The organism is Burkholderia sp. AU33803, assembly GCF_002223095.1.
Lineage (GTDB): Bacteria > Pseudomonadota > Gammaproteobacteria > Burkholderiales > Burkholderiaceae > Burkholderia.
Genome location: NZ_NKFJ01000007.1, coordinates 298,102 through 316,771 on the forward strand (window position 1 = coordinate 298,102; position 18,670 = coordinate 316,771).

Annotated in this window: 20 protein-coding genes; 9 read left to right on the plus strand and 11 right to left on the minus strand. The window is 67.4% G+C overall.

Going from position 1 to position 18,670, the window contains the following annotated elements; all coding sequences use genetic code 11:
• Positions 1-59: 59 nt before the first annotated feature.
• Complete coding sequence (locus CFB41_RS30970; RefSeq protein ID WP_089459214.1) at positions 60-1,376, minus strand: lipase family protein; 1,317 nt, start codon at positions 1,374-1,376, stop codon at positions 60-62.
• A 402-nt stretch (positions 1,377-1,778) separates the two neighbouring features.
• Between CFB41_RS30970 and CFB41_RS30975 the strand changes: the two genes are divergently transcribed.
• From CFB41_RS30975 to CFB41_RS30985, 3 genes are read left to right on the plus strand one after another with little or no spacing between them, the layout of a single operon-like run.
• A complete protein-coding gene (locus CFB41_RS30975) occupies positions 1,779-2,333 on the plus strand; it encodes a hypothetical protein (RefSeq protein ID WP_089459215.1) in 555 nt (184 codons plus the stop codon).
• 29 nt (positions 2,334-2,362) lie between these two features.
• Complete coding sequence (locus CFB41_RS30980) at positions 2,363-2,785, plus strand: hypothetical protein (protein WP_089459298.1); 423 nt, start codon at positions 2,363-2,365, stop codon at positions 2,783-2,785.
• Entirely contained in the window at positions 2,785-4,050 is a 1,266-nt protein-coding gene (locus tag CFB41_RS30985; RefSeq protein ID WP_089459297.1) for a hypothetical protein, read from the plus strand. Before CFB41_RS30980 ends, CFB41_RS30985 begins: the two co-directional genes overlap by 1 nt.
• 91 nt (positions 4,051-4,141) lie before the next feature.
• Here the strand turns inward: CFB41_RS30985 and CFB41_RS30990 are convergent, their stop codons facing one another.
• Positions 4,142-4,846, minus strand: a complete 705-nt coding sequence (locus CFB41_RS30990; protein WP_089459216.1) for a YceH family protein — start codon at positions 4,844-4,846, stop codon at positions 4,142-4,144.
• 383 nt (positions 4,847-5,229) lie between these two features.
• Between CFB41_RS30990 and CFB41_RS30995 the strand changes: the two genes are divergently transcribed.
• Positions 5,230-5,994: an SDR family oxidoreductase gene (locus tag CFB41_RS30995; protein WP_089459217.1), complete on the plus strand. Its 765-nt coding sequence runs from the start codon at positions 5,230-5,232 to the stop codon at positions 5,992-5,994.
• 48 nt (positions 5,995-6,042) lie between these two features.
• Here the strand turns inward: CFB41_RS30995 and CFB41_RS31000 are convergent, their stop codons facing one another.
• Genes CFB41_RS31000 through CFB41_RS31010 form a run of 3 tightly spaced genes read right to left on the minus strand, consistent with a single transcriptional unit; the run spans position 6,043 to position 8,476 of the window.
• Complete coding sequence (locus tag CFB41_RS31000) at positions 6,043-6,750, minus strand: MOSC domain-containing protein (protein WP_089459218.1); 708 nt, start codon at positions 6,748-6,750, stop codon at positions 6,043-6,045.
• Positions 6,747-7,643 carry a dihydrodipicolinate synthase family protein gene (locus CFB41_RS31005; protein WP_089459219.1) on the minus strand — a complete coding sequence of 299 codons (897 nt, stop codon included), beginning with the start codon at positions 7,641-7,643 and terminating at the stop codon, positions 6,747-6,749. The genes CFB41_RS31000 and CFB41_RS31005 overlap by 4 nt, the downstream gene beginning before the upstream one ends.
• Positions 7,644-7,693: 50 nt before the next feature.
• Positions 7,694-8,476 carry an aldolase gene (locus tag CFB41_RS31010; protein WP_046548761.1) on the minus strand — a complete coding sequence of 261 codons (783 nt, stop codon included), beginning with the start codon at positions 8,474-8,476 and terminating at the stop codon, positions 7,694-7,696.
• Positions 8,477-8,610: 134 nt separating this feature from the next.
• Here CFB41_RS31010 and CFB41_RS31015 point away from each other — a divergent pair, with 134 nt between their 5' ends.
• Entirely contained in the window at positions 8,611-9,153 is a 543-nt protein-coding gene (locus CFB41_RS31015; protein ID WP_011353691.1) for a helix-turn-helix domain-containing protein, read from the plus strand.
• Positions 9,154-9,183: 30 nt separating this feature from the next.
• Positions 9,184-9,921, plus strand: a complete 738-nt coding sequence (gene hutC / locus CFB41_RS31020; RefSeq protein WP_089459220.1) for a histidine utilization repressor — start codon at positions 9,184-9,186, stop codon at positions 9,919-9,921.
• 82 nt (positions 9,922-10,003) lie between these two features.
• Here the strand turns inward: hutC and CFB41_RS31025 are convergent, their stop codons facing one another.
• Positions 10,004-10,852 carry a phytanoyl-CoA dioxygenase family protein gene (locus tag CFB41_RS31025; RefSeq protein WP_089459221.1) on the minus strand — a complete coding sequence of 283 codons (849 nt, stop codon included), beginning with the start codon at positions 10,850-10,852 and terminating at the stop codon, positions 10,004-10,006.
• 39 nt (positions 10,853-10,891) lie between these two features.
• Positions 10,892-11,695, minus strand: coding sequence for an ABC transporter substrate-binding protein (locus tag CFB41_RS31030; protein ID WP_089459222.1), 804 nt, complete (start codon positions 11,693-11,695; stop codon positions 10,892-10,894).
• 490 nt (positions 11,696-12,185) lie between these two features.
• On the opposite strand from CFB41_RS31030, the gene CFB41_RS31035 reads away from it, so the two are divergent.
• A complete protein-coding gene (locus CFB41_RS31035) occupies positions 12,186-12,665 on the plus strand; it encodes a helix-turn-helix transcriptional regulator (protein ID WP_089459223.1) in 480 nt (159 codons plus the stop codon).
• A gap of 29 nt (positions 12,666-12,694) precedes the next feature.
• Here CFB41_RS31035 and CFB41_RS31040 read toward each other — a convergent pair whose 3' ends face one another.
• Positions 12,695-13,369 (minus strand): ankyrin repeat domain-containing protein, encoded by a 675-nt coding sequence (locus CFB41_RS31040; protein WP_089459224.1) that lies wholly within the window; start codon positions 13,367-13,369, stop codon positions 12,695-12,697.
• 184 nt (positions 13,370-13,553) lie between these two features.
• On the opposite strand from CFB41_RS31040, the gene CFB41_RS31045 reads away from it, so the two are divergent.
• Complete coding sequence (locus CFB41_RS31045; RefSeq protein ID WP_069252751.1) at positions 13,554-14,414, plus strand: LysR family transcriptional regulator; 861 nt, start codon at positions 13,554-13,556, stop codon at positions 14,412-14,414.
• Positions 14,415-14,512: 98 nt separating this feature from the next.
• Here the strand turns inward: CFB41_RS31045 and CFB41_RS31050 are convergent, their stop codons facing one another.
• The 3 genes from CFB41_RS31050 to CFB41_RS31060 all read right to left on the minus strand — a co-directional run bounded on the left by CFB41_RS31050 (position 14,513) and on the right by CFB41_RS31060 (position 17,514).
• A complete protein-coding gene (locus CFB41_RS31050) occupies positions 14,513-14,986 on the minus strand; it encodes a nuclear transport factor 2 family protein (RefSeq protein WP_089441368.1) in 474 nt (157 codons plus the stop codon).
• 67 nt (positions 14,987-15,053) lie between these two features.
• Positions 15,054-16,238, minus strand: coding sequence for an amidohydrolase family protein (locus CFB41_RS31055; protein ID WP_089459299.1), 1,185 nt, complete (start codon positions 16,236-16,238; stop codon positions 15,054-15,056).
• A gap of 76 nt (positions 16,239-16,314) precedes the next feature.
• A complete protein-coding gene (locus CFB41_RS31060; RefSeq protein ID WP_089459225.1) occupies positions 16,315-17,514 on the minus strand; it encodes an amidohydrolase family protein in 1,200 nt (399 codons plus the stop codon).
• Positions 17,515-17,978: 464 nt separating this feature from the next.
• On the opposite strand from CFB41_RS31060, the gene CFB41_RS31065 reads away from it, so the two are divergent.
• Positions 17,979-18,626, plus strand: a complete 648-nt coding sequence (locus tag CFB41_RS31065) for a glycine zipper 2TM domain-containing protein (RefSeq protein WP_021158654.1) — start codon at positions 17,979-17,981, stop codon at positions 18,624-18,626.
• The last annotated feature ends 44 nt before the right edge of the window (positions 18,627-18,670 follow it).

The following is an 18,670-nucleotide window of genomic DNA, read 5'->3' on the forward strand; positions in this document are numbered from 1 at the left end:
AAAAAGGCGACCCGCGGAGGGTCGCCCGGCCATGTGCCGCATCACCCGCGGCGTGGCGGCTAGTGCAGCGTCTCGGGCGCCAGCGAATTGCTCGGCAGCAGCGACGTCAGCCAGCAGTTGCTCGGCGCGGCTTTCCCGTTGAAGCGGTCGTAGAGCCACGGCAGCATGCCGGCCACCCACGGCACGATCGCGCCCGCATGTTCGAGCGGATACTCGTTGTACGTGACCGGCGTGCCGTTGGCACAGAACTTCTGCGCCAGCGCGCGCACGTCGTACGCCATCATCACGCCATCGCCCACCTGGCTGCTGAACGTGCCGTCCAGCGCACCCGCCGTGCCCTGGCCGATGAACATCGGGATCGTCGGCGAGGCGGCCAGCCCCGCATTCACCTTGTTCGCATAGGTCACGTATACGGGAATGCTGTTGATGTCGTTCGCGTATTGCGGCTTGAACAGCGTGCCCCAGCGCAGCCCCGTGTACTTCGGCAGGATGTAGGCGAGCGACTGGCTCTGGATGTCCTTGAACACGGCGACGCCGGTATCGCTGAGATAGGGCGTCAGGTCGAAGCCGTAGCCGCGCGACAGCCCGGCCAGCGCGGCCGCGGCCACGCCGCCCCACACGATGCTGCCGTCGACGTAGCGCAGGTTGTGCGCGGGGTCGACCAGCACGCCGCCTTCCGCCGCGCCGACGAGCTGCTTGTTGATCTCGGGCGCATAGCTCGGCGCGAGCTGCGCGGCCCAGTTCGTCGCGATCGCGCCGCCGGAATAGCCGATCATCGCGACCTTGCTCGACGGGTTCAAGCCCGTGGACGGCGTATTGAGCGCCGCGCGGATCGAATCGAGCGTCGTCATCCCGTATTCGGGGCCGACGGCGAAGTCGGCCGTCTGGCCTTCCGTGTCGGGCACGATGACGTTGTAGCCGAGCAGCAGCAGCGTCGACAGCGGAATCGATTCCGCGCTGTAGAGCAGCGTGCCGATGTTGATGACCTTGGTCACGTCACGATCGCCGGCGATCACCTGCGACGGCTCGTCGTACGGATTCAGCGAATCGTAGGCCGACTGGTACGAGATGGCCTGGCCGTTGCTGACCGGGCTCCGGATCACGGACGTCACATTGACGACCGGCTGGTTCAGCGCGTTAAGGGTGCGATACAGCAACTGCTGCGCGGTCAGCGCGGTGGGGATGCCGGCCACGTGATAGGTCACGTTGCGCGTCTTGAGCACCGTGCCCGGTGGAATCGATGCCAACGGCGTGGTGCCGGTGTACGTGTAGAACGGGTCGGATAGGGTCGGCGCGGCGGCGCTGGCTGCCGGCGCGGTAATGGCCAACGTGGCGGACATCGCTGCCGCGGCCATCATGAAACGTCTCGAGGACATGGTGGGGGCCCCTGGGATAACCTGCTTTAATCGAAGGAAGTTCGGCGGTGTTGCAGACCATCGCGTGTGCCGCTTCAAAACGGTTTCCGAGCCATCGACTGTCTCCTGTGAATGAGTAATCCGGCCTGTTCTGAACCTTTAATTTTTAGTAGGACTACAAACCGGATGAATTGAAGCACAACGCGCGCGCGCTCGACGGGCGATTTCGATTGTTTGAAGGTAAACGTCTAAATCGGTTGCGCGCGATGCGGGTTGCGCAGGCCATTTGGCCGACTGTCCGCGTGTTGCCGAAGTGCCGTACGATCAAGTCTGTCCGGTACCGCAGGCCACGTCGTGCGATGCCGGCCGCGCCGCACACTGGCTGTCTGCAACGATCGCTCCCTGCCCAACCGCTACGCCACGATGACCGTCTCCGAACTGCTCCACGCCATCCGCCAACCGTATGCCGACCTGCTCGCGAAAGCGGCGGCGCAACCGGCCGTGATCGTCGAACCGGCCTACCGGCGGGCCGACGGCACGCTCGCCACCGAAGGGGCGCTCGCGTTGCCGTGCCGGGCCGACCTCATCGCGACCGAAGGCAAATCGGCGGGCCAGCCGGCGATGGTCGATTCCGCCACGCAGCTGGCGTTCGAGCCGTTGGAATTCGACCTCGAAACAGCGGCCGTGTCGATCCGCCCGTTCGTGTGGGACTGGGCCGCGATCGAGGCCGGCGGTCTCGACGAAAGCGCGGCCGTCGAGGCGTTCAAAGCGTGGTTCTTCGCGTGGTTCGATGTCGACGACGAGAACACGCCGGCCGAAGACGGCCTGCACGGCATCGCTCACTACCTGTCGGAACCGGTTCGCACGGAACAGGGGTGGCGCGTCAATGCGGATCTCGGCTCCGCGCCCGAGACGGCCGTCGAGGATCTGCTGTTCCGGCTCGTCGATGCAGGCGCGACGCGGATCGTGCTAGGTTGATGCCGCACTTCATTCTTCACCGGCTCATCATGAAAAAAATCCTTGCCGCCCTGCTGCTCTGCGCGTCGCTGCCCGCGTTCGCCAAGGTCTCCACCGAGGTGTACTGCTTCAAGTCGGACGGCGACAAACCCGTGCGCTTCGAGATGCGCACCTACTACGACGACGCCGTCGACTGGTCGGGCGGCATGGTCCGCTATGCGAAAGCGAAACCGGCGCTGCCGCTGGTGGTCGAGCACGTGGACGAGGAAGTGCTCGCCGAGGGGCGCCCGCACCAGTTCACGACGACCTGGGTCGAGATGGTCGACGGCAGGATCAACGGACGGTACGAGATGATGTCGCAGGGCGCAATGATCTATTCGATGACCTATACCAGCGCGCGCACCGGCAAGCAGACCGCGTTCGGCAGGGTACTGGACGTCGACGCGTCCGAACAAACCGGGTGCCGCTGGTGATGCGCCCGCTGATCCGGATCGTGCTGGTGATGATCGCGCTGCGCGCGGGCTGTGTCGATGCCGCGCCGCGCACGGTCTATGAAGGAACGCTGCAAGGCGCCGGCGCCATCGTGATGGAACTCGACGATCGCCCGGCTGCGGATGGTTCAATCTCGGGCCGCTACTTCTATGCGCAGCACGGCATCGACATTCCGTTGCACGGCACGCCCGCGGAATTGACCGAGCCGCTCGTGCGAACTCAGTTGCCGGACGACGCGCGCACGCCATTGGGATTCCGCGAGCAGGCCAATTTCGATCATGCCGCGGCCACCTGGCAGGGCACGCGGGACAAGGCCGGCTATCGCGGCCGCTGGATCGATGCGCGCTCCGGCAAGACGCGCAACTTCACGCTGCGGCGCGTTGCGGAATACGATCCCGACGCGGTTGCGCCCGGCCCCGTCGAAGCCGTCACCAACAGCATCGCCGGCGGCGTCGGCAGCGGTATCGCAAGCGGCGTGGTCATCGACATGCGGCAGGCGCCTTATGCCACGCTGAAGCTTGCCGGGCACGCGCAGCCGGCCGGCCCCGAGATCGGCGACGGCACCGTTGCGTACCGGATGTGGAGCGACCCGCGCACGAAGCTCATGTATCCGCGTCTGAGCCGTCATCCCGATCCGACGGTCATGGCACGGGTCAACCGCCTGCTCGAGCAACAGCACTGGCAGATGAATCTCGCCGCGCTCGAATGCGCGTCGACCCGCTATTCCGACGACGGGCCGGCCGCCGGTTCGCTCGGCGGCTTCGACGACGAACAGGTGAGGGTCACGTGGCTGTCACCTGCGGCACTCGGCATCGTGGAATCGGGTAGTACGTACTGCGGCGGCGCCCATCCGAACAATCACTACGATCCGGTCACGTTCGACCTGTTGCGCGGTACGTATCTCGACTGGAATCGCGTGATCGACGCAACGACGGTGAGCAAAGACGGCGACTCGGGTACGAGCCCCGCGCTGGTGAGTTTCATTACCCGGCTGCGTGACAAGGCCGAATCCAGCGCTCACCCGACGGACGGCGACGGCGATTCGATGGCGTGTGCTGATGTGTTCCCGCAGTATCTGGCGTTCGAATTCAATGCCCCCGGCAAGCTGTCATTCGTCGTATCCGGGATTGGCCACGCGGCAGGTGCCTGTCTCGGGCCGCAACTCGATACGCCATTTGCGGCGCTGGCACCGATCCTGAAACCGGGCGGTTCGCGTTATCTCGTGCCAGGCGTCAAGCTGAAGTAACGCGGCGGTGCGTGGCGGTGCCCGCATCGCGCACCGGCCCGGCCGTGTGGCGACGGGGCCGGGCGATGCATACGCACCGCAGCCGCTGATGTCAGGACGCGCCTTGCGCGTCGACGTCGATGCCCAGTTCGCCGGCCATCCGCAGAACCAGCGCATTCAGCCGCGCCACTTCATCCGCGAGGCGCTTCTGTTCCGCCTTCAGCGCTTCGAATTCGGAAGGCGGCACGGAATCCGCGCCGCCGGCCTCCGCGCTCGCGAAGTCGGCCAGGTTCACTTCGCCGCACATCAGGTGCATCCAGCGGTTCTCGCGCGCGCCCGGCGCACGCGGTAGCCGGACGACGAGCGGCTGCGCACGCGCCGCGAGTTCGTCGAGGAACGCCTCGACCGACGAGATGTCCGCGAAACCGTGCAGGCGCGCGCTGTTCAGGCGCAGTTCGGCGGCCGTCTGCGGGCCGCGCAGCAGCAGGATCGTCAGCAGCGCGATCGCCTGGCTCGGAATGCCGAGCACGCGGTTCATGTTGTGCTCGAAACGCGGCACGCGGCTACTGCTGCCTTCCATCACGATGCTCAGGTGCTTCAGTCCGTCGAGCGCGGTCGTGACCTCATCCTCGCTGACGTTCATCACCGGCGAGCGCGCGGTTTTCTGGTTGCAGCCCGCGGTCAGCGCGTTCAGCGACAGCGGATAGGTGTCCGGCACCGTGTGCTGTTTCTCGACGAGCACACCGAGAATGCGGGCCTCGAGGGGTGTGAGTTCGCGAAGGGCGCGTGGCGTGGGCGTATCCGGCGTGGTGTTCATGGTGGCGTCGCAGCGTGAAGCAGGTGAAGGGAAACGATCGCGGCCCGTCCGGCATCGCGCACGGGCGAGCCATATGATAGCTCGCGTCGCGTGGCCCGGCGCCGCGCGGCGTGCCGGCGCGCGCACTTGCCGCAGCAGGGTTTCGTCCAACGTATCGGCGAGCGGGTGCCGCGCGGCGAGGGATACGCATGGCACCGGGGATTCCGCGTTTGCACGCCGCGCAGGCGAGCGCTACGATATGCGTCACCCTGACGCCCGCGGCGCCGGGCGACCGCCTTCGCACGCAATACCACGCATCGCCCGTCACGCACGCCATGCCGCCACGCATGCGCACCGCTCGTCGACGCCACTCATCCGTTCACCCCTTCGCCCCGTTCATCGCCATGACCGCATCCTCCTCCGCACCTCACGTACGTGCCATCGTCACCGGACACACGCGCGGCCTCGGCGCGTCGCTCGCCGAACAACTGCTGCTGGAAGGCGTCGGCGTGCTCGGCGTGTCGCGCAGCCGCCATCCGTCGCTCGCGTCGCAAGCCGGCGACCGCTTCGCCGAAATCGAACTCGACCTGTCGGACCCGGCGGCCGTCGCCGCCTGGCTGGCCGGCGACACGCTGCGCCGCTTCGTCGACGGCGCGTCGATCGTGCTGCTGTTCAACAACGCGGGCATCGTCGACCCGATCGGCCCGCTCGCTGCACAAGATCCGGCGATCGTCGCACGCGCGGTTGGCGTGAACGTCGCGGCGCCGCTGATGCTGTCCGCCGCGCTCGCGCAAGCGGCATCGGCCACGACCGAATGCCGGATCCTGCACGTGTCGAGCGGCGCGGCGCGCAACGCATACGCGGGCTGGAGCGTCTATTGTGCGACCAAGGCCGCACTCGATCACCATGCGCGCGCAGTCGCGCTCGACGCGAACCGCGCGCTGCGGATCTGCAGCGTCGCGCCGGGCGTCGTCGATACGGGCATGCAGGCGACGATCCGCTCGACCAGCGAGGACAACTTCCCGATGCGCGAGAAATTCGACCAGCTGAAGTCGAGCGGTGCGCTCGCGACGCCCGAGGCGGCCGCGCGTCAGCTGATCGGCTATGCGCTGAGCGACGCGTTCGGCTCGGTGCCGACGGCCGACGTGCGGGAACTGCCGAGCCACTGAGGCACGCGGCACGCGGCACGCGGCACGCGGCACGCGGCACGCGGCACATCATCGCCCTTCTAGCCGCTTTGTCCAGTCTTCGACTTGCCGCTCCGTCCGGCGCCTTTCGAGCATCGTGCGCCAGGCAGGCGGCAGGTTCGGCACGTCACACAGCGCATCGAGCGCGGCCATGTCGAGCGTGCGCCGGTACAGCACGTCGAGCACCGTTGCCAGCGGCCATTGCGGGTAGCGGCGCTCATGCAGCGTCAGCACGTCGCCCGATTCCACCCAGCCTTCCTGCAGCACACGGTAGTACCAGCCGGTCCGGCCGCTTTGCTGCACGAGCGCGGCCATCCGCGGATGATCGAAGCGCGCGTTCAGCTTCCAGCACGGCTGCCGCGACTGCGACACCTGAAGCACGGCGCCGCCCAGCGTGAATACATCGCCGAGACACACGTCGCGCTCGGTCACGCCATGCGTCGACAGGTTCTCGCCGAATGCGCCCGGTTGCGCGAGCACGTCGCGCGCGCCGATCTGCGCCGACCACCACGCATAGTGATCGTGTGCATAGTGGTGCACCGCCTTGTCAGGGCCGCCGTGATGCCGTGCATCGGCCTGCTCGTCGCCGGCGAAGCCGAGCGTACCCAGCCACAGACGCGCGTCGACGGGCTGCTTGTCGATCGCGCTGGCGTGCGGCGTGCCGGCCAGCGGCCGGCGCTTGCCGACCCGCACCGCGCCGATGGCGGCCGAGATCCGCGGCCGTTCCGTATCGCTCATGTCGTCACACCGTCGGGCAGCGCCGCGAGCAGGCGTTCGAGTTCGCGCGTGCGCGCGTCGCCGAGCGGCATCAGCGGCTTTCTCGGTTCGCCGGCATCGAAGCCGCGCAGGCGCAACCCGGCCTTCACGGTCACCGGCAATCCGCCGTTGACGATGAACTGCAGCAGCGGCAGCTGCGCATGAAAGACCGTCCTCGCGCGCGCCAGGTCGCCCGCGTGCATCGCGTCGAACAGCGCCAGCGGCAACGCCGCATTCAGGTTCGGCGCGGCCGTGCACCATCCGGCCGCGCCCGCCGCAAGCGCGGCAAGCGCCATCGGATTGCTGCCGTTGTAGAACGGAATCGCGCCGTCGCTCAGCTGCGCGAGCCGGTGCATCCGTCCGATGTCGCCGGTGCTCTCCTTCACCATCGTCACGTTGTCGACGGTCCGGCAGATCGTCGCGATCAGGTCGGGCGACATGTCGACGCCGCTCGTCGCGGGGTTGTTGTACAGCATGATCGGAATGCCGATGGCAGCGCCGATCGCGCGATAGTGCGCGACGATCTCGTCGTTGGCGAGCTTCCAGTACGACACCGGCAGCACCATCACCGCATCGGCACCGGCCTGTTCCGCGAAGCGCGCGCGGCGCACTGCGCCCGCCGTGGTGAGATCGGAGATGCCGACGACGGTCGGCACGCGCCGGCGCACCGCGCGAATCGACGCGGTGGCGACCGCCTCCCATTCGGCGTCGGACAGGTACGCGCTTTCGCCGGTGCTGCCCAGCGGGGCGATCGCGTGGACGCCGTCGGCAATCAGCCGTTCAATCAGCGCTTCGAGTGTTTTCAGGTCGACGCCGCCGTCAGCGGAGAACGGCGTAACCGGATAGGCAATGATGCCTTTCAGCAAGATGGACACGATACGTATTCCTCAATGATGATCTGGGACAAGAACGACGAATCGCCCGCTCATGCGACACAGTCCTGATGCGTCCGCAATGCCCGGCGCGCGTAGTAGTCGAACGTCACCGCATCGCGCTTCGGCTTCGAGATCCAGTCGTGCGCTTCGCGCGCCAGCGCCGGCGGCACCGGCTTGATTTCACCGGCCGCCATCGCGAGCAGCTGCAGCTTCGCGGCCCGCTCGATCAGCAGCGCGAGGATGCACGCTTCCTCGATCGTCTTGCCGACCACGAGCTGGCCGTGATGCGACAGCAGGATCGCGCGCTTGCTGCCGAGCGCCTTCGAGATGATCTCGCCCTCCTCGTTGCCGACCGGCACGCCGGGCCAGTCCTTCAGGAACGCGCAATCGTCGTACAGCGGGCAAGTATCCATGTGCGACACGACGAGCGGCTGCTCGAGCATCGACAGCGCCGCGACGTGCGCCGGATGCGTATGGATGATGCAGTTCACGTCCGGGCGCTCGCGGTAGATCCACGTATGGAACCGGTTGGCCGGATTCGGAATGCCTTCGCCGTCGACGACGTCGAGATCCTCGTTGACCCGCAGCAGGTTCGCCGCCGAGATCTCGTCGAAACCGAGTCCGAGCCGCTGCGTGTAGTACGTGCCGGCCTCGCCCGCGCGGCAGGTGATCTGCCCGGCGAGGCCCGAGTCGTGACCGGCGTCGAACAAGATGCGGCAAGTGAGCGCGAGCTTCTGCCGCGCGGACCAGCCGCTGTCGCCCACCGCGTTGTCCAGACGCCGCTCCGCCAGCGCGACCAGCGCCTCCTTCGTCAGATTCAACGTTTCCGCCATGTTCACCTCCTGAATGGATCGGGTCGGTCGCGCCGTCCGCGGCCGCTTCCCCGGCAAAATATGACACACGATACACCATAGGACACGTTGTGTCATGCGCTACAATCGGTTTTTCGAAGGACACCTGGCGCCCCATGACGATTCGCCTGAAGCTGCTCAGAAAACAGAAGGGCTGGACGCTCGACGTGCTGGCCGACGAGACGGGCCTCACCAAGAGCTACCTGTCGAAAGTCGAGCGCGGCCTGAGCGTGCCGTCGATCGCGGTCGCGCTGAAGCTGTCGAAGGCACTGAATGTCGACGTCGAGCAATTGTTCTCGGAAAGCCACAACCGCGAGCTGATCACGGTCACGCGCGCCGGCGAGCGCACGGCGATGGGCGCGGCAGCCGACAGCCAGGCCCACCGCTTCGAAAGCATCGCGGCCGGCGTCGCGCCGAAGAAGATGCTGCCGTTCGTCGTGCATCCGCCGCATGAATTCGTCGCGTCGACGTTCCGCGAGCACGAAGGCGAGGAATTCCTGTTCGTGCACAAGGGTCGCGTCGAAATCGAATTTCCGAACGAGACGGTGCAACTCAAGACCGGCGATTCAGTCTATTTCAACGCACTCATCCCGCACCGCACGCGCAGCCTCGGCACCGCGCAGGCGGAGATCCTGGTCATCGTCAGTCACGACGACTAGCATCGTCACCTTTTCGCGCAAGGATCCCCGATGGTCACGAAGGCCACCGCACCGTTCCAGCAGATCAAGACGCTCGTTCGCCAGAACGTCGAAGCGGGCGACTGGCGCCCCGGGGATCGCATCCCGTCCGAGCTCGATCTCGCCGCCCGGTTCGGCGTCGCACGCATGACGGTCAACCGCGCGCTGCGCGAGCTGACCGAGGAAGGCGTGCTGAAGCGCATCGCGGGCGTCGGCACGTTCGTCGCCGAAATGAAGCCGCAGTCGAACCTGCTGATGATCGCGCACATCCGCGACGAAATCCGCGCGCGCGGGCACGAATATCGTTGCCGCGTGCTGAGCCAGTCGAGCGAGCCCGCGTCGTTCGACGTCGCGGCCGCGTTCGGCCTGCCGGTCAACACGCCGGTGTTTCATGTGGTGTGCGTGCACGAGGAAAACGGCCGCCCGATCCAGCTCGAGGATCGCTACGTGAACCCGGCCGCCGCGCCCGGGTTCATCGACCAGGATTTCCAGGTCGAGCCGCCGTCCGAGTACCTGTTCAACAACGTGTCGCACGACGAACTGGAGATCGAACACGTCGTCGATGCGTCGCTGCCGACCGGCGAACAGGCGCGGCTGCTCGACATGCGCGCCGACGAGCCGTGCCTCACGCTCACGCGCCGCACCTGGACGAACGGGCAGCCCGTCACGTTCGTGCACTTCCTGCATCCGGGCAACCGCTACCGGCTCGGCTCGCGTTTCAAGCCAGGCGCCGGACGCCACCCGACCTGATCCCTTTCCCCATGGACAAAAGCACGCGGCGGCCGTTTCGTCAGGAAACGGCCGCCGCGTTCGTCATGTACAGCGGCCCACGTCAGATCGCGCGGGCCTGCCCCGCGTCACGCGACCACACGACCGGAAACAGCGGGTGATCGAGCGGCGCGCCGTCGGGCAGCTGCTCGGCGAGCCCGGGGAAATCGGGCGACGTCTTCCAGCGGCGCGGCGCGTGGCGGATATCGTCGCCGACGAAGCGGATCGAGAACGCGCGCCGACGGTTCTGCGTACCACCCGACGCGTGCAGCGTGAGCATCCGGAAACACACCATGTCGCCGGGCTCGAGCGCCCAGCGGCGGATCGGAAACGCCGCGCGGTCGCCCTCGATGTCCGGCAGGTCAGCCAGGCTGCCTTCCGGGAACCACTTCGCTTCCTTGTCCATGAACGTGCGCGGCATCAGCCACGGCCCGAGATGCGAGCCCGCGACGAATTCCAGCGTCGATTCGAGCGGCACCGGATCGACCGGAATCCACATGCTGACGTTGTCGTCGCCTTCGATGTTGTAGTACGGCTGGTCCTGGTGCCATGGCGTGCGCTGCCGCGTGCCGGGCTCCTTCACGAGCAGGTGGTCGTGATGCAGCCGCACGTGCTCGGTGCCCATCAGCGCGGCGGCGACCGACGGCGCCGGCGAGCGCACGATGAAGTCGCGATACGCGTCGTTGTGCTGCCAGTTGCAGAAATCCTCGAAGAACCAGCCTGGATCGTCGGGCCGGCTCGCGACTTTTGCGCGCTCGCTCGGGTGCGCGAGATTCGCGTCGATGCCGGCGCGCAGCGCGGCGACTTCGTCGGGCGAGAAGATGCCCTTGATGCAGACCGCGCCTTCCTCGCGGAACGCGGCGATCAGTTCGGGTGTCACGGCTTGCGCGACGCGGTCCTGGATACTCGTCATGGTGTGCCTGTCGATGGAATGAATCACGGAATCACTGATTCACGGTGCGGAAGTCAGTTGCTGCTTCGCGCCGTAGATGTCGAAGTCGAAATATTTCGCGGCGATCTTCTGGTACGTGCCGTTCGCGCGGATCGCGACGATCGCGTCGTTCAGCCGCTTCTTCATCGCCTCATCGCCCTTGCGCACGCCCATCGCGACGCCGTAGCCGGTGATCCGCACGTCGGTCACGTCGGGGCCCGCGAACGCGTAGCCCTTGCCGCGCGGCGTTTTCAGGAACGAGTAGCCGGCCTGCGTCTTGTCCTGGAAGGTCGCGTCGAGGCGGCCGTTGACGAGATCCTGATACACCTGGTCCTGGTTCTGGTACGAGACGATCGTCACGCCCTTGGTCGCCCATTCGGCCTTCGCGTACGCCTCCTGCGTCGTGCCCTGGTCGATCCCGACGCGCTTGCCCGCGAGCGACGCGGCGGTCGGCAGCAGCGTCGAGCCGACCGGCGCGACGAGCGCACCCGGCGATGCATACAGCTTGTTCGAGAAGTCGATCTGCTTGAGCCGCTCGTCGGTAGCCGTCATCGCGGACATGATCACGTCGAACTTGCGCGCGCGCAGCGCCGGGATCATCCCGTCGAAGCCCTGCTCGACCCACACGCACTTCGCATGCAGTTGCTCGCAGATCGCATTGCGCAGGTCGATGTCGAAGCCGGCGAGCGAGCCGTCGGGCTGCTTCGCCTCGAACGGCGGATACGTGGGGTCGATGCCCCAGCGGATCGTCGACGTGTCCTGCGCGAACGACGCGAGCGGCGCGAACGCGAGCGCGGTAACGAGGAGCTTTGCAGAGCGGTTCATGGTGCGTCCTTGTAGGTCTCGACGCGGCGGGCGAACGCCGGCGTCCGGTGGGGAGCGGTGCGCCGGATCGCCCGGCGCGGTGCGCGAAAGACAGGGACTTCGATGAAACTGCGATGCAGTCTAGACCGCTCAATTTTTGAGCGCAAGCGGGGGAAACGGGGGAGGGGTGGATGAACGGCCGTCGCGTTCATGAATCGAGATGGAATGACGGGGTGGAGCCTGAAATGACACCATCTTGCGGAATTTATACGGGGTTCTGGTGTTTACCCTTTACGACGCCCACATCTGCCACAAAGCGCGCTTTTCCGGATATCAGCAGGATGGTGATGCCTCTACAGGGAATCAAGACGAAACCTCGCCCCGGGTCCTTCGTATGAAATCGGTGATGCACCCTATACCGCAAAATGGACTGCTCGAATGCGCAAGTACAGCCGGAGATGCAAGATATACCTTACATTCATGAGTCGTTGATCCGTGCAGGAACACTCGCATGCAACTTTACGAGATCGGTCAGGCCGTCGCGAAGCGGAGAACGGAACTCGACCTCACGCAGGCTCAACTGGCCAGGCTCGCCGGACTTTCTCGCGTCACCGTGAATCAGCTGGAAAACGGCAAACTCACGGATCTCGGCGTCAACAAGCTGATCCCGTTGCTAGGCTTGCTCGGCATCGAACTCATGACCCGGCCGCGGCCGGCTCAACGCGGTCTTTACAAGGCCGTCATTGGTGCGAACGTCAGCCACAAGAGCGAATTGACCGAACGATTGCTCGTCGACGCGTTAGCCTCCGGGCAAATTCCCGCCGGGTATGACGCGCCGTTCGCTGTCATCCTCGACGAGGTCCCGCTGCCGGTTGTAGTGAAGGCGGCCGAGGAAGCTGCCGACCGCTCGGGCACACCGCTTCGCTCCATCTGGAAAAACCTCGCCGCGTGGTCGAAGGCGCTTCATCTCTATCGGGACGTATGGGCCTGATCGCCGCACGCTTGCACCCGCTCCGCCCCCTACCGCGCCCCCGCCGCCACCAACACCCGCTCGATCGCCCCATATCCACGCTGCCGCGCATGCTGCAGCGGCGTCTCGCCGTTGGAATCGGCCAGATTGACGTTCGCGTGCCCCGCCACGAGCAACTGCACGATTCGCACGTACCGCTCGCTGCCGTCGCCGAGCATGATCGCCTCCAGCAGCGCGGTCCAGCCGAGCCGGTTCACGTGGTCGACGTTCACGCCCGCATCGATCAGCGTGCGCACCGTATCCACATGCCCGCGCTCCGCCGCCGGAATCAGCGCGGTGCCGCGATAGCGGTTCGTGCTGCGCAGGTCGGCGCCGTGCGCGAGCGTCATTCGCAGGATGTCGAGATGGCCGCGCGCACCGGCATACAGGTACGGGCTGTCCTGGATCGCATCCTTCGCGTTGACGTCCGCGCCCGCGTCGATCAGCACGCGCGCCGCATCGACATGATTGCCGTGCGTCGCGATCAGGAGCGCCGTGCGGCCCTGCCCGTCGCGTGAATCGATCTGCGCGCCGCGCTCGAGCAGCGTGCGCACTTCGCCCGCATCGCCGCGATCGGCCGCGCGGCGCAGCCGATCTTCGAGCGCGCCGCCGTCGGCGGCGGCCACCGCCGACGTAAGCGTGGTTAACGCAAACGAGGCGATGATCGCGATCCGTTTGAACAACATCCCGTTTCCTCCTTGCGTGCCGCGCACGCCGAACGCGGCCGCTGCAATACGTCAGGCGCCCCCGTGGCACCCCGCGACGCCACGCCGGGTCCGGCAAAACCGCGATTGCCCACTCCGTCCGGCCATGTTAAAAGTCGTCGCACGCATTTGGAAATGAAATGTTCGAATCCGCAGAAGTGCATAAATGAATAGACCCCTGTTCGACCTCGACCTGCTGCGCGCGCTCGTGATGGTCGCCGACTGCGGCAGCTTCACGACGGCGTCCGCGCGCCTGCATTCGACGCAGTCGACGGTCAGCCAGAAGGTGCGCCGGCTCGAGGAAATCGCCGGGCACCGCCTGCTCGACCGCGGCACGCGCGACGTGCGGCCGACCGACGCGGGCGTGACGGTGCTCAGCTATGCGCGGCGCATGATCGCGCTGAACGACGAGATGCTGGAAGCGCTGTCGGGCGCCACGGTCGCTCTGACGATCCGGCTCGGCGTGCCCGACGATTTCGCGGCGGGCCGCACGACGCATGCGCTCGCGGCATTCAAGCGCGCGCATCCGCAGGTGAAACTCGAAGTGACGTGCGGGCTGAGCCGGGACATCAGCGCGGCATACGACCGCGGCGAGCTCGATCTCGTGCTGATCAAGCAGCGACGCGACAGCCGCGAGGCCGTCGTGCGCTGGCCCGAGAAGCTGCGCTGGATCGACAGCGCGAAGCATCCGACGATCGATCTCGACCCGGTGCCGATCGTCGTCTTCCCGCCGCGCGGGCTCTATCGCGACGACATGATAAAGGCGATCGAGGAGCGCGGCCGCCGCTGGCGGATCAGCTTCACGACGTCGAGCCTGAGCGGCATCCAGGCCGCCGTCGCGGACGGGCTCGGCATCAGCGTGCTGCCCGCGCGCGTGGTGACGGACGAGCACGTCGTGCTGACCGCGAAGCAGGGCTTCGCGCCGATCGAGCACATGGACATCGCGATCCTGCATCGGCCTACGGCCGACCCGATGGTCAGCGAACTGACGAAGGCGCTGGCGACGATGCTGGAGTTGGAGGAGTAGCGAGCAGGCGGGATGCGGCGGCAATATGAAGGACGCCGCGGCACGGCCGATGCAACGAGACCGCGGGCACGTCGACACGCCCGCGCGCCCGCCCCCCGTCAGAACATCGTGTTCCCGTTCGCGGTCTGCTCGGGCACGGGTTGATTGACGTCCCAATGCTCGACGATCTTGCCGTTCTCGAGCTTGAAGATGTCCATGATCGCGCTGCCGCGCGTGCCCGGTTCGCGCACCGCATGCACGTGCAGGATCACGTAGTCGCCGTCGACGAACGAGCGCTTGATCTCGCTATGCGACTGCGGATACTTGTCGCGCAGGAACGCAACGAACTTGCGGAAGCCGTCGCGGCCGTCGGCCGCGTTCGGGTTGTGCTGCACGTAGCGATCGCCGACGTACGCGAGCGCGGCGTCGGCGTCCTTCTCGTTCAGGCCTTTTTCGTAGAACGCGAGCACCGTCCGCCGGTTGGCTTCCTGCTGCGCGTCCGTTGACCCGGCCGCCACCGCATGCGCGGTGGTCACGGCGAACAGGGCCGCCGCCATCCATCGTGCGGCCCGTGCCGCTGTCGTGCGTCGCATCGTCGTCTCCCGGGAAATCCCGCTGAAAACCCGATCATACCGGGGCGACGCTGCGCTCACGCTTCACTCAGACCAGCGCGCCGTTGCGCGCAACGATCTTCCCCGACGACACGACGAGCCGCCGCACCGGCCGCGCGACGACAGCCTCGGCGAACGTCAGCGCGTCGACCAGCACGACGTCCGCGCGACTGCCCGGCTGCAGCCCGTAACCGTCGAAACCGCAACCGCGCGCCGCGCCGTGCGTCACGCAGTCGAGCGCGACCTCGAGCGCATCGTCGCGGCGGAAATCGTTGCGCATGCCGATCAGCATCGCGCGTTCGAGCATGTCGGGCGACCCATACGGCGTCCACGTATCGCGCACGCCGTCGTTGCCGCCGATGACCGTCACGCCCGCCGCGCGGCACGCGGCCACCGGCGGCACGGGCACCGCCGCGGGCGCGGTCGTGACGAGCCCGACGCCGAGTTCGGCCATCCGCGCGAGCAGCGCATCGCGCTCGCGGTCGGCGATATCGCCGAGACAGAACCCGTGGCTGATCGTCACCTTGCCCTGCATGCCGTGCGTAGCCGTGCGCTGCAGGATCAGGTCGAGCGAGTACGCGCCCATCGATCCGCGTTCGTGCAGATGAAGGTCGAGCCCGCGGCCGTGGCGCTCGGCGATCGCGAACAGCACGTCCACCGCCTCGACCGGATCGCCTTCGATCGCGCACGGGTCGAGCCCGCCGAGCAGATCGGCCCCGGCGGCCAGCGCTTCGGACAGCAGCGCAGCGGTGCCCGGCCGCTTGAGCACGCCCGATTGCGGAAAAGCGACAATCTGGATCTCGACTTCCCCGCGCAGCGTCTCGCGCGTCGCGAGCACGCCGTGCAGATGCCGCAGCCCGGCTTCGGTATCGATGTCGACGTGCGTGCGGATGCGCGTCGTGCCGGCCGCGAGGAACGCGCGCGCCAGCGCGAGCGACGCGGCGCCGGCGTCATGGCCGCTCGTCGCGCGATAGTGGCGCTCGTTCTCGATGCGGTCGACGAGGCGCGGCCCGACCTGGTTGCGATACCACGGCATCCCCCAGTGCGTCTTGTCGAGGTGCGTGTGGCCTTCGACGAGGCCGGGCAGCGCGAGCGCGCCCGCACCGTCCTCGATCGCGCAGCCGGCGGGCGCGTCGAGCGACGGGCCGATGCGCACGATGCGATCGCCTTCGATCAGGATGTCGAGCGCGGCGTCGGCGTTCGGGCGGACGTTGCGGATCAGCAGGTTCGTCATGTCGGTTCCGGTGAGGTCGGTCAGTGCGGTCAGTGCGAAGGTGGCACGGCGCACGCCGTGCCGCCGGTCAGGTCGGTCAGCGCGTGAAGCGCAGCGCGGGAGCGAACGGTGCGCCGGTGTCGCTTTCGCCGCGACGGAACACCCAGCGCTCGGCCGGCACGCCCGCGACGGCCGCCGCCGCATTCGGCGCGCGCACCGCGACGAACGTCGCATCGCAGCCGACTGCAATTCCGTAGTTCTCCTTGCCGATCACGCGTGCGCCGGCGTGCGTCGCCATGTCGAGCGCGATGCCGAGCGCTTCGTCGGTGTAGAAGCCCGACCGATAGCCGACCATCATCGCGCGCTGCAGCATGTCGCCGTTACCGAACGGCCACCAGGCGTCACGGATGTTGTCGTTGCCCGCGAACACGTGCACGCCCGCATCGCGCAGCGCTTGCACCGGCGGAAACGCGCAGTCGCCCGGCGCATTCGTCAGGATCGACACGCCGGCGTCGGCCAGTGCCGCCGCGGTGCGCTGCACGTCGTCGTCGCTCACCTGGCCGAGCGCGTACGCATGGCTCACGTTCACGCGGCCACCGAGCCCCGCCGCGCGCGTGCGCGCCGCGATCCGCAGCAGCTGCGCGATGCCCGTTTCACCGGGCTCGTGCAGGTGGATGTCGATCTTCGCGCCGCGCTTCTCGGCGATGCCGAACACGATGTCGAGCTGGCCGTCCGCATCGCCGTCGAGCGTCGTCGGGTCGATCCCGCCGACCACGTCCGCGCCTTCGCGCACGGCTGCATCGAGAATCTCGGCGGTGCCGGGGCACGTGACGACGCCGGCCTGCGGGAACGCGACGAGTTCGATATCGACGATGCCGCGCCATTGCTCGCGCGCGGCCATCACGGCCTGCAGGTTCGACAGACCGGTGGTCGCATCGACGTCGACGTGGCTGCGCATCGCGACCGTGCCGAAGGCGGCGGCCTGCGCGATCAGCGCATTCGCACGCTCGACGATCGGCGGCGCGGCCGCGAGCTGGCGCTTTTCGACCGCGAGACGCTCGCGCAGCGTGCCGACCGGTTCGTGCGGCACCCAGCGATCGCCGACGAAGCTCTTGTCGAGGTGGATGTGGCCGTCGACGAAGCCGGGCAGCACGACGCGGCCGTCGAGGTCGATCGTTTTCGCGCCTGGCGCGGCGGCGCAAGCGGCGCCGATCGCGGCAAAGCGGCCGTCACGGACGACGAGTTGGATGGGCTGGCCGCCGGTGTCGACGGCGTTGATGAAGAGACGATCGGTCATGGCTCGGAATGTGGGGCGGTCGCGGCACGTCACCGGCGCGGACAGGGGAAGGCACCGCAGCCGGCACGGCGCGACCGTTGGCAGGGAATCCGGCCACGATATCGGACGCCGTCGCCCGAGGCCAATTAAATGTCGCGATGCCGCGCATTCGATTTCGCGATGCGCGGCGCGCGCGGCCGCCGGGCCCGGCACGGCGATGGGGCGGGATCGCGGGAAATGTGACGGAAAAACCGACGACCGCGCGGCAGCGGCATCGCCGGAAGGCGGGCGTCGGGAAGCCGCGTCGCGCCCTTGCCGGGCGTCGCTTTCGCGCGCCGCCCGCGCGGCGATTTACGCGGCAACAAACTTTACACGTTGTTACCCGGCCGCACCGGACGCGCCTCCGGCCATTCCTTATACTCACGCCGAGTTCGCCACCCGTTCCGGCATTCGTCGGCGAACCCGTTGCCGATGCAGGAATCATCATGATGCGCATGCCTTCCACGAAGACCGTTCTGTTCGCCTCGCTCGTCGCCGTCGCGGCGCTTCCGCTGACCGCCTGCGTCGCGCCGGGTTACTACGGCGCGCAGCCGGGGTATCCGCAACAGCAGCAATACGCGACGCCCGGCTACGCGCAGCCCGCGTATTCGCAACCGGGTTACGTCCAGCAGCAACAGCCGTATCCGAACCAGGCGCCGCAGCCGTACGATCAGTACGGCAACCCGCAGCAATACGGGTCGCAGCCGTATGACCAGTACGGCAATCAGCAGCAGTACGGCAACGGCTACGGCACGCAGTACGGCACGGTCTCGAACATCCAGCCGGTCAACGGCTCGGTCGGCCCGTCGGGCGTCGCCGGCACCGTCGTCGGTGCGCTGGTCGGCGGCCTGGTCGGCAACCAGTTCGGCCGCGGTCACGGCCGCGATGCGGCCACCGTGATCGGTGCGCTCGGCGGTGCGGTGGCCGGCAACCAGATCGGCCAGCAGATGGGCGCCGCGCAAGGCCCGAGCAGCTACCGGATCGACGTGCAGGTCAGCGACGGCACGATGCGCTCGTTCGACGTGCAGTCGCCGGGCAACCTGCGTCCGGGCGATCGCGTGCAGATCAACGGCAATCAATTGGCGCGTTACTGATTCGCTTGCGGTGCGCCTGAGCTGATCCGGCGCATCGTCGCGCG

Bases quoted from the DNA above. Each gene is read 5' to 3' on its own strand.
- CFB41_RS30970 (WP_089459214.1), bottom strand. From the start codon at position 1,376: ATGTCCTCGAGACGTTTCATGATGGCCGCGGCAGCGATGTCCGCCACG.
- CFB41_RS30975 (WP_089459215.1), top strand. From the start codon at position 1,779: ATGACCGTCTCCGAACTGCTCCACGCCATCCGCCAACCGTATGCCGAC.
- CFB41_RS30980 (WP_089459298.1), top strand. From the start codon at position 2,363: ATGAAAAAAATCCTTGCCGCCCTGCTGCTCTGCGCGTCGCTGCCCGCG.
- CFB41_RS30985 (WP_089459297.1), top strand. From the start codon at position 2,785: ATGCGCCCGCTGATCCGGATCGTGCTGGTGATGATCGCGCTGCGCGCG.
- CFB41_RS30990 (WP_089459216.1), bottom strand. From the start codon at position 4,846: ATGAACACCACGCCGGATACGCCCACGCCACGCGCCCTTCGCGAACTC.
- CFB41_RS30995 (WP_089459217.1), top strand. From the start codon at position 5,230: ATGACCGCATCCTCCTCCGCACCTCACGTACGTGCCATCGTCACCGGA.
- CFB41_RS31000 (WP_089459218.1), bottom strand. From the start codon at position 6,750: ATGAGCGATACGGAACGGCCGCGGATCTCGGCCGCCATCGGCGCGGTG.
- CFB41_RS31010 (WP_046548761.1), bottom strand. From the start codon at position 8,476: ATGGCGGAAACGTTGAATCTGACGAAGGAGGCGCTGGTCGCGCTGGCG.
- CFB41_RS31015 (WP_011353691.1), top strand. From the start codon at position 8,611: ATGACGATTCGCCTGAAGCTGCTCAGAAAACAGAAGGGCTGGACGCTC.
- hutC (WP_089459220.1), top strand. From the start codon at position 9,184: ATGGTCACGAAGGCCACCGCACCGTTCCAGCAGATCAAGACGCTCGTT.
- CFB41_RS31025 (WP_089459221.1), bottom strand. From the start codon at position 10,852: ATGACGAGTATCCAGGACCGCGTCGCGCAAGCCGTGACACCCGAACTG.
- CFB41_RS31030 (WP_089459222.1), bottom strand. From the start codon at position 11,695: ATGAACCGCTCTGCAAAGCTCCTCGTTACCGCGCTCGCGTTCGCGCCG.
- CFB41_RS31035 (WP_089459223.1), top strand. From the start codon at position 12,186: ATGCAACTTTACGAGATCGGTCAGGCCGTCGCGAAGCGGAGAACGGAA.
- CFB41_RS31040 (WP_089459224.1), bottom strand. From the start codon at position 13,369: ATGTTGTTCAAACGGATCGCGATCATCGCCTCGTTTGCGTTAACCACG.
- CFB41_RS31045 (WP_069252751.1), top strand. From the start codon at position 13,554: ATGAATAGACCCCTGTTCGACCTCGACCTGCTGCGCGCGCTCGTGATG.
- CFB41_RS31050 (WP_089441368.1), bottom strand. From the start codon at position 14,986: ATGCGACGCACGACAGCGGCACGGGCCGCACGATGGATGGCGGCGGCC.
- CFB41_RS31055 (WP_089459299.1), bottom strand. From the start codon at position 16,238: ATGACGAACCTGCTGATCCGCAACGTCCGCCCGAACGCCGACGCCGCG.
- CFB41_RS31060 (WP_089459225.1), bottom strand. From the start codon at position 17,514: ATGACCGATCGTCTCTTCATCAACGCCGTCGACACCGGCGGCCAGCCC.
- CFB41_RS31065 (WP_021158654.1), top strand. From the start codon at position 17,979: ATGATGCGCATGCCTTCCACGAAGACCGTTCTGTTCGCCTCGCTCGTC.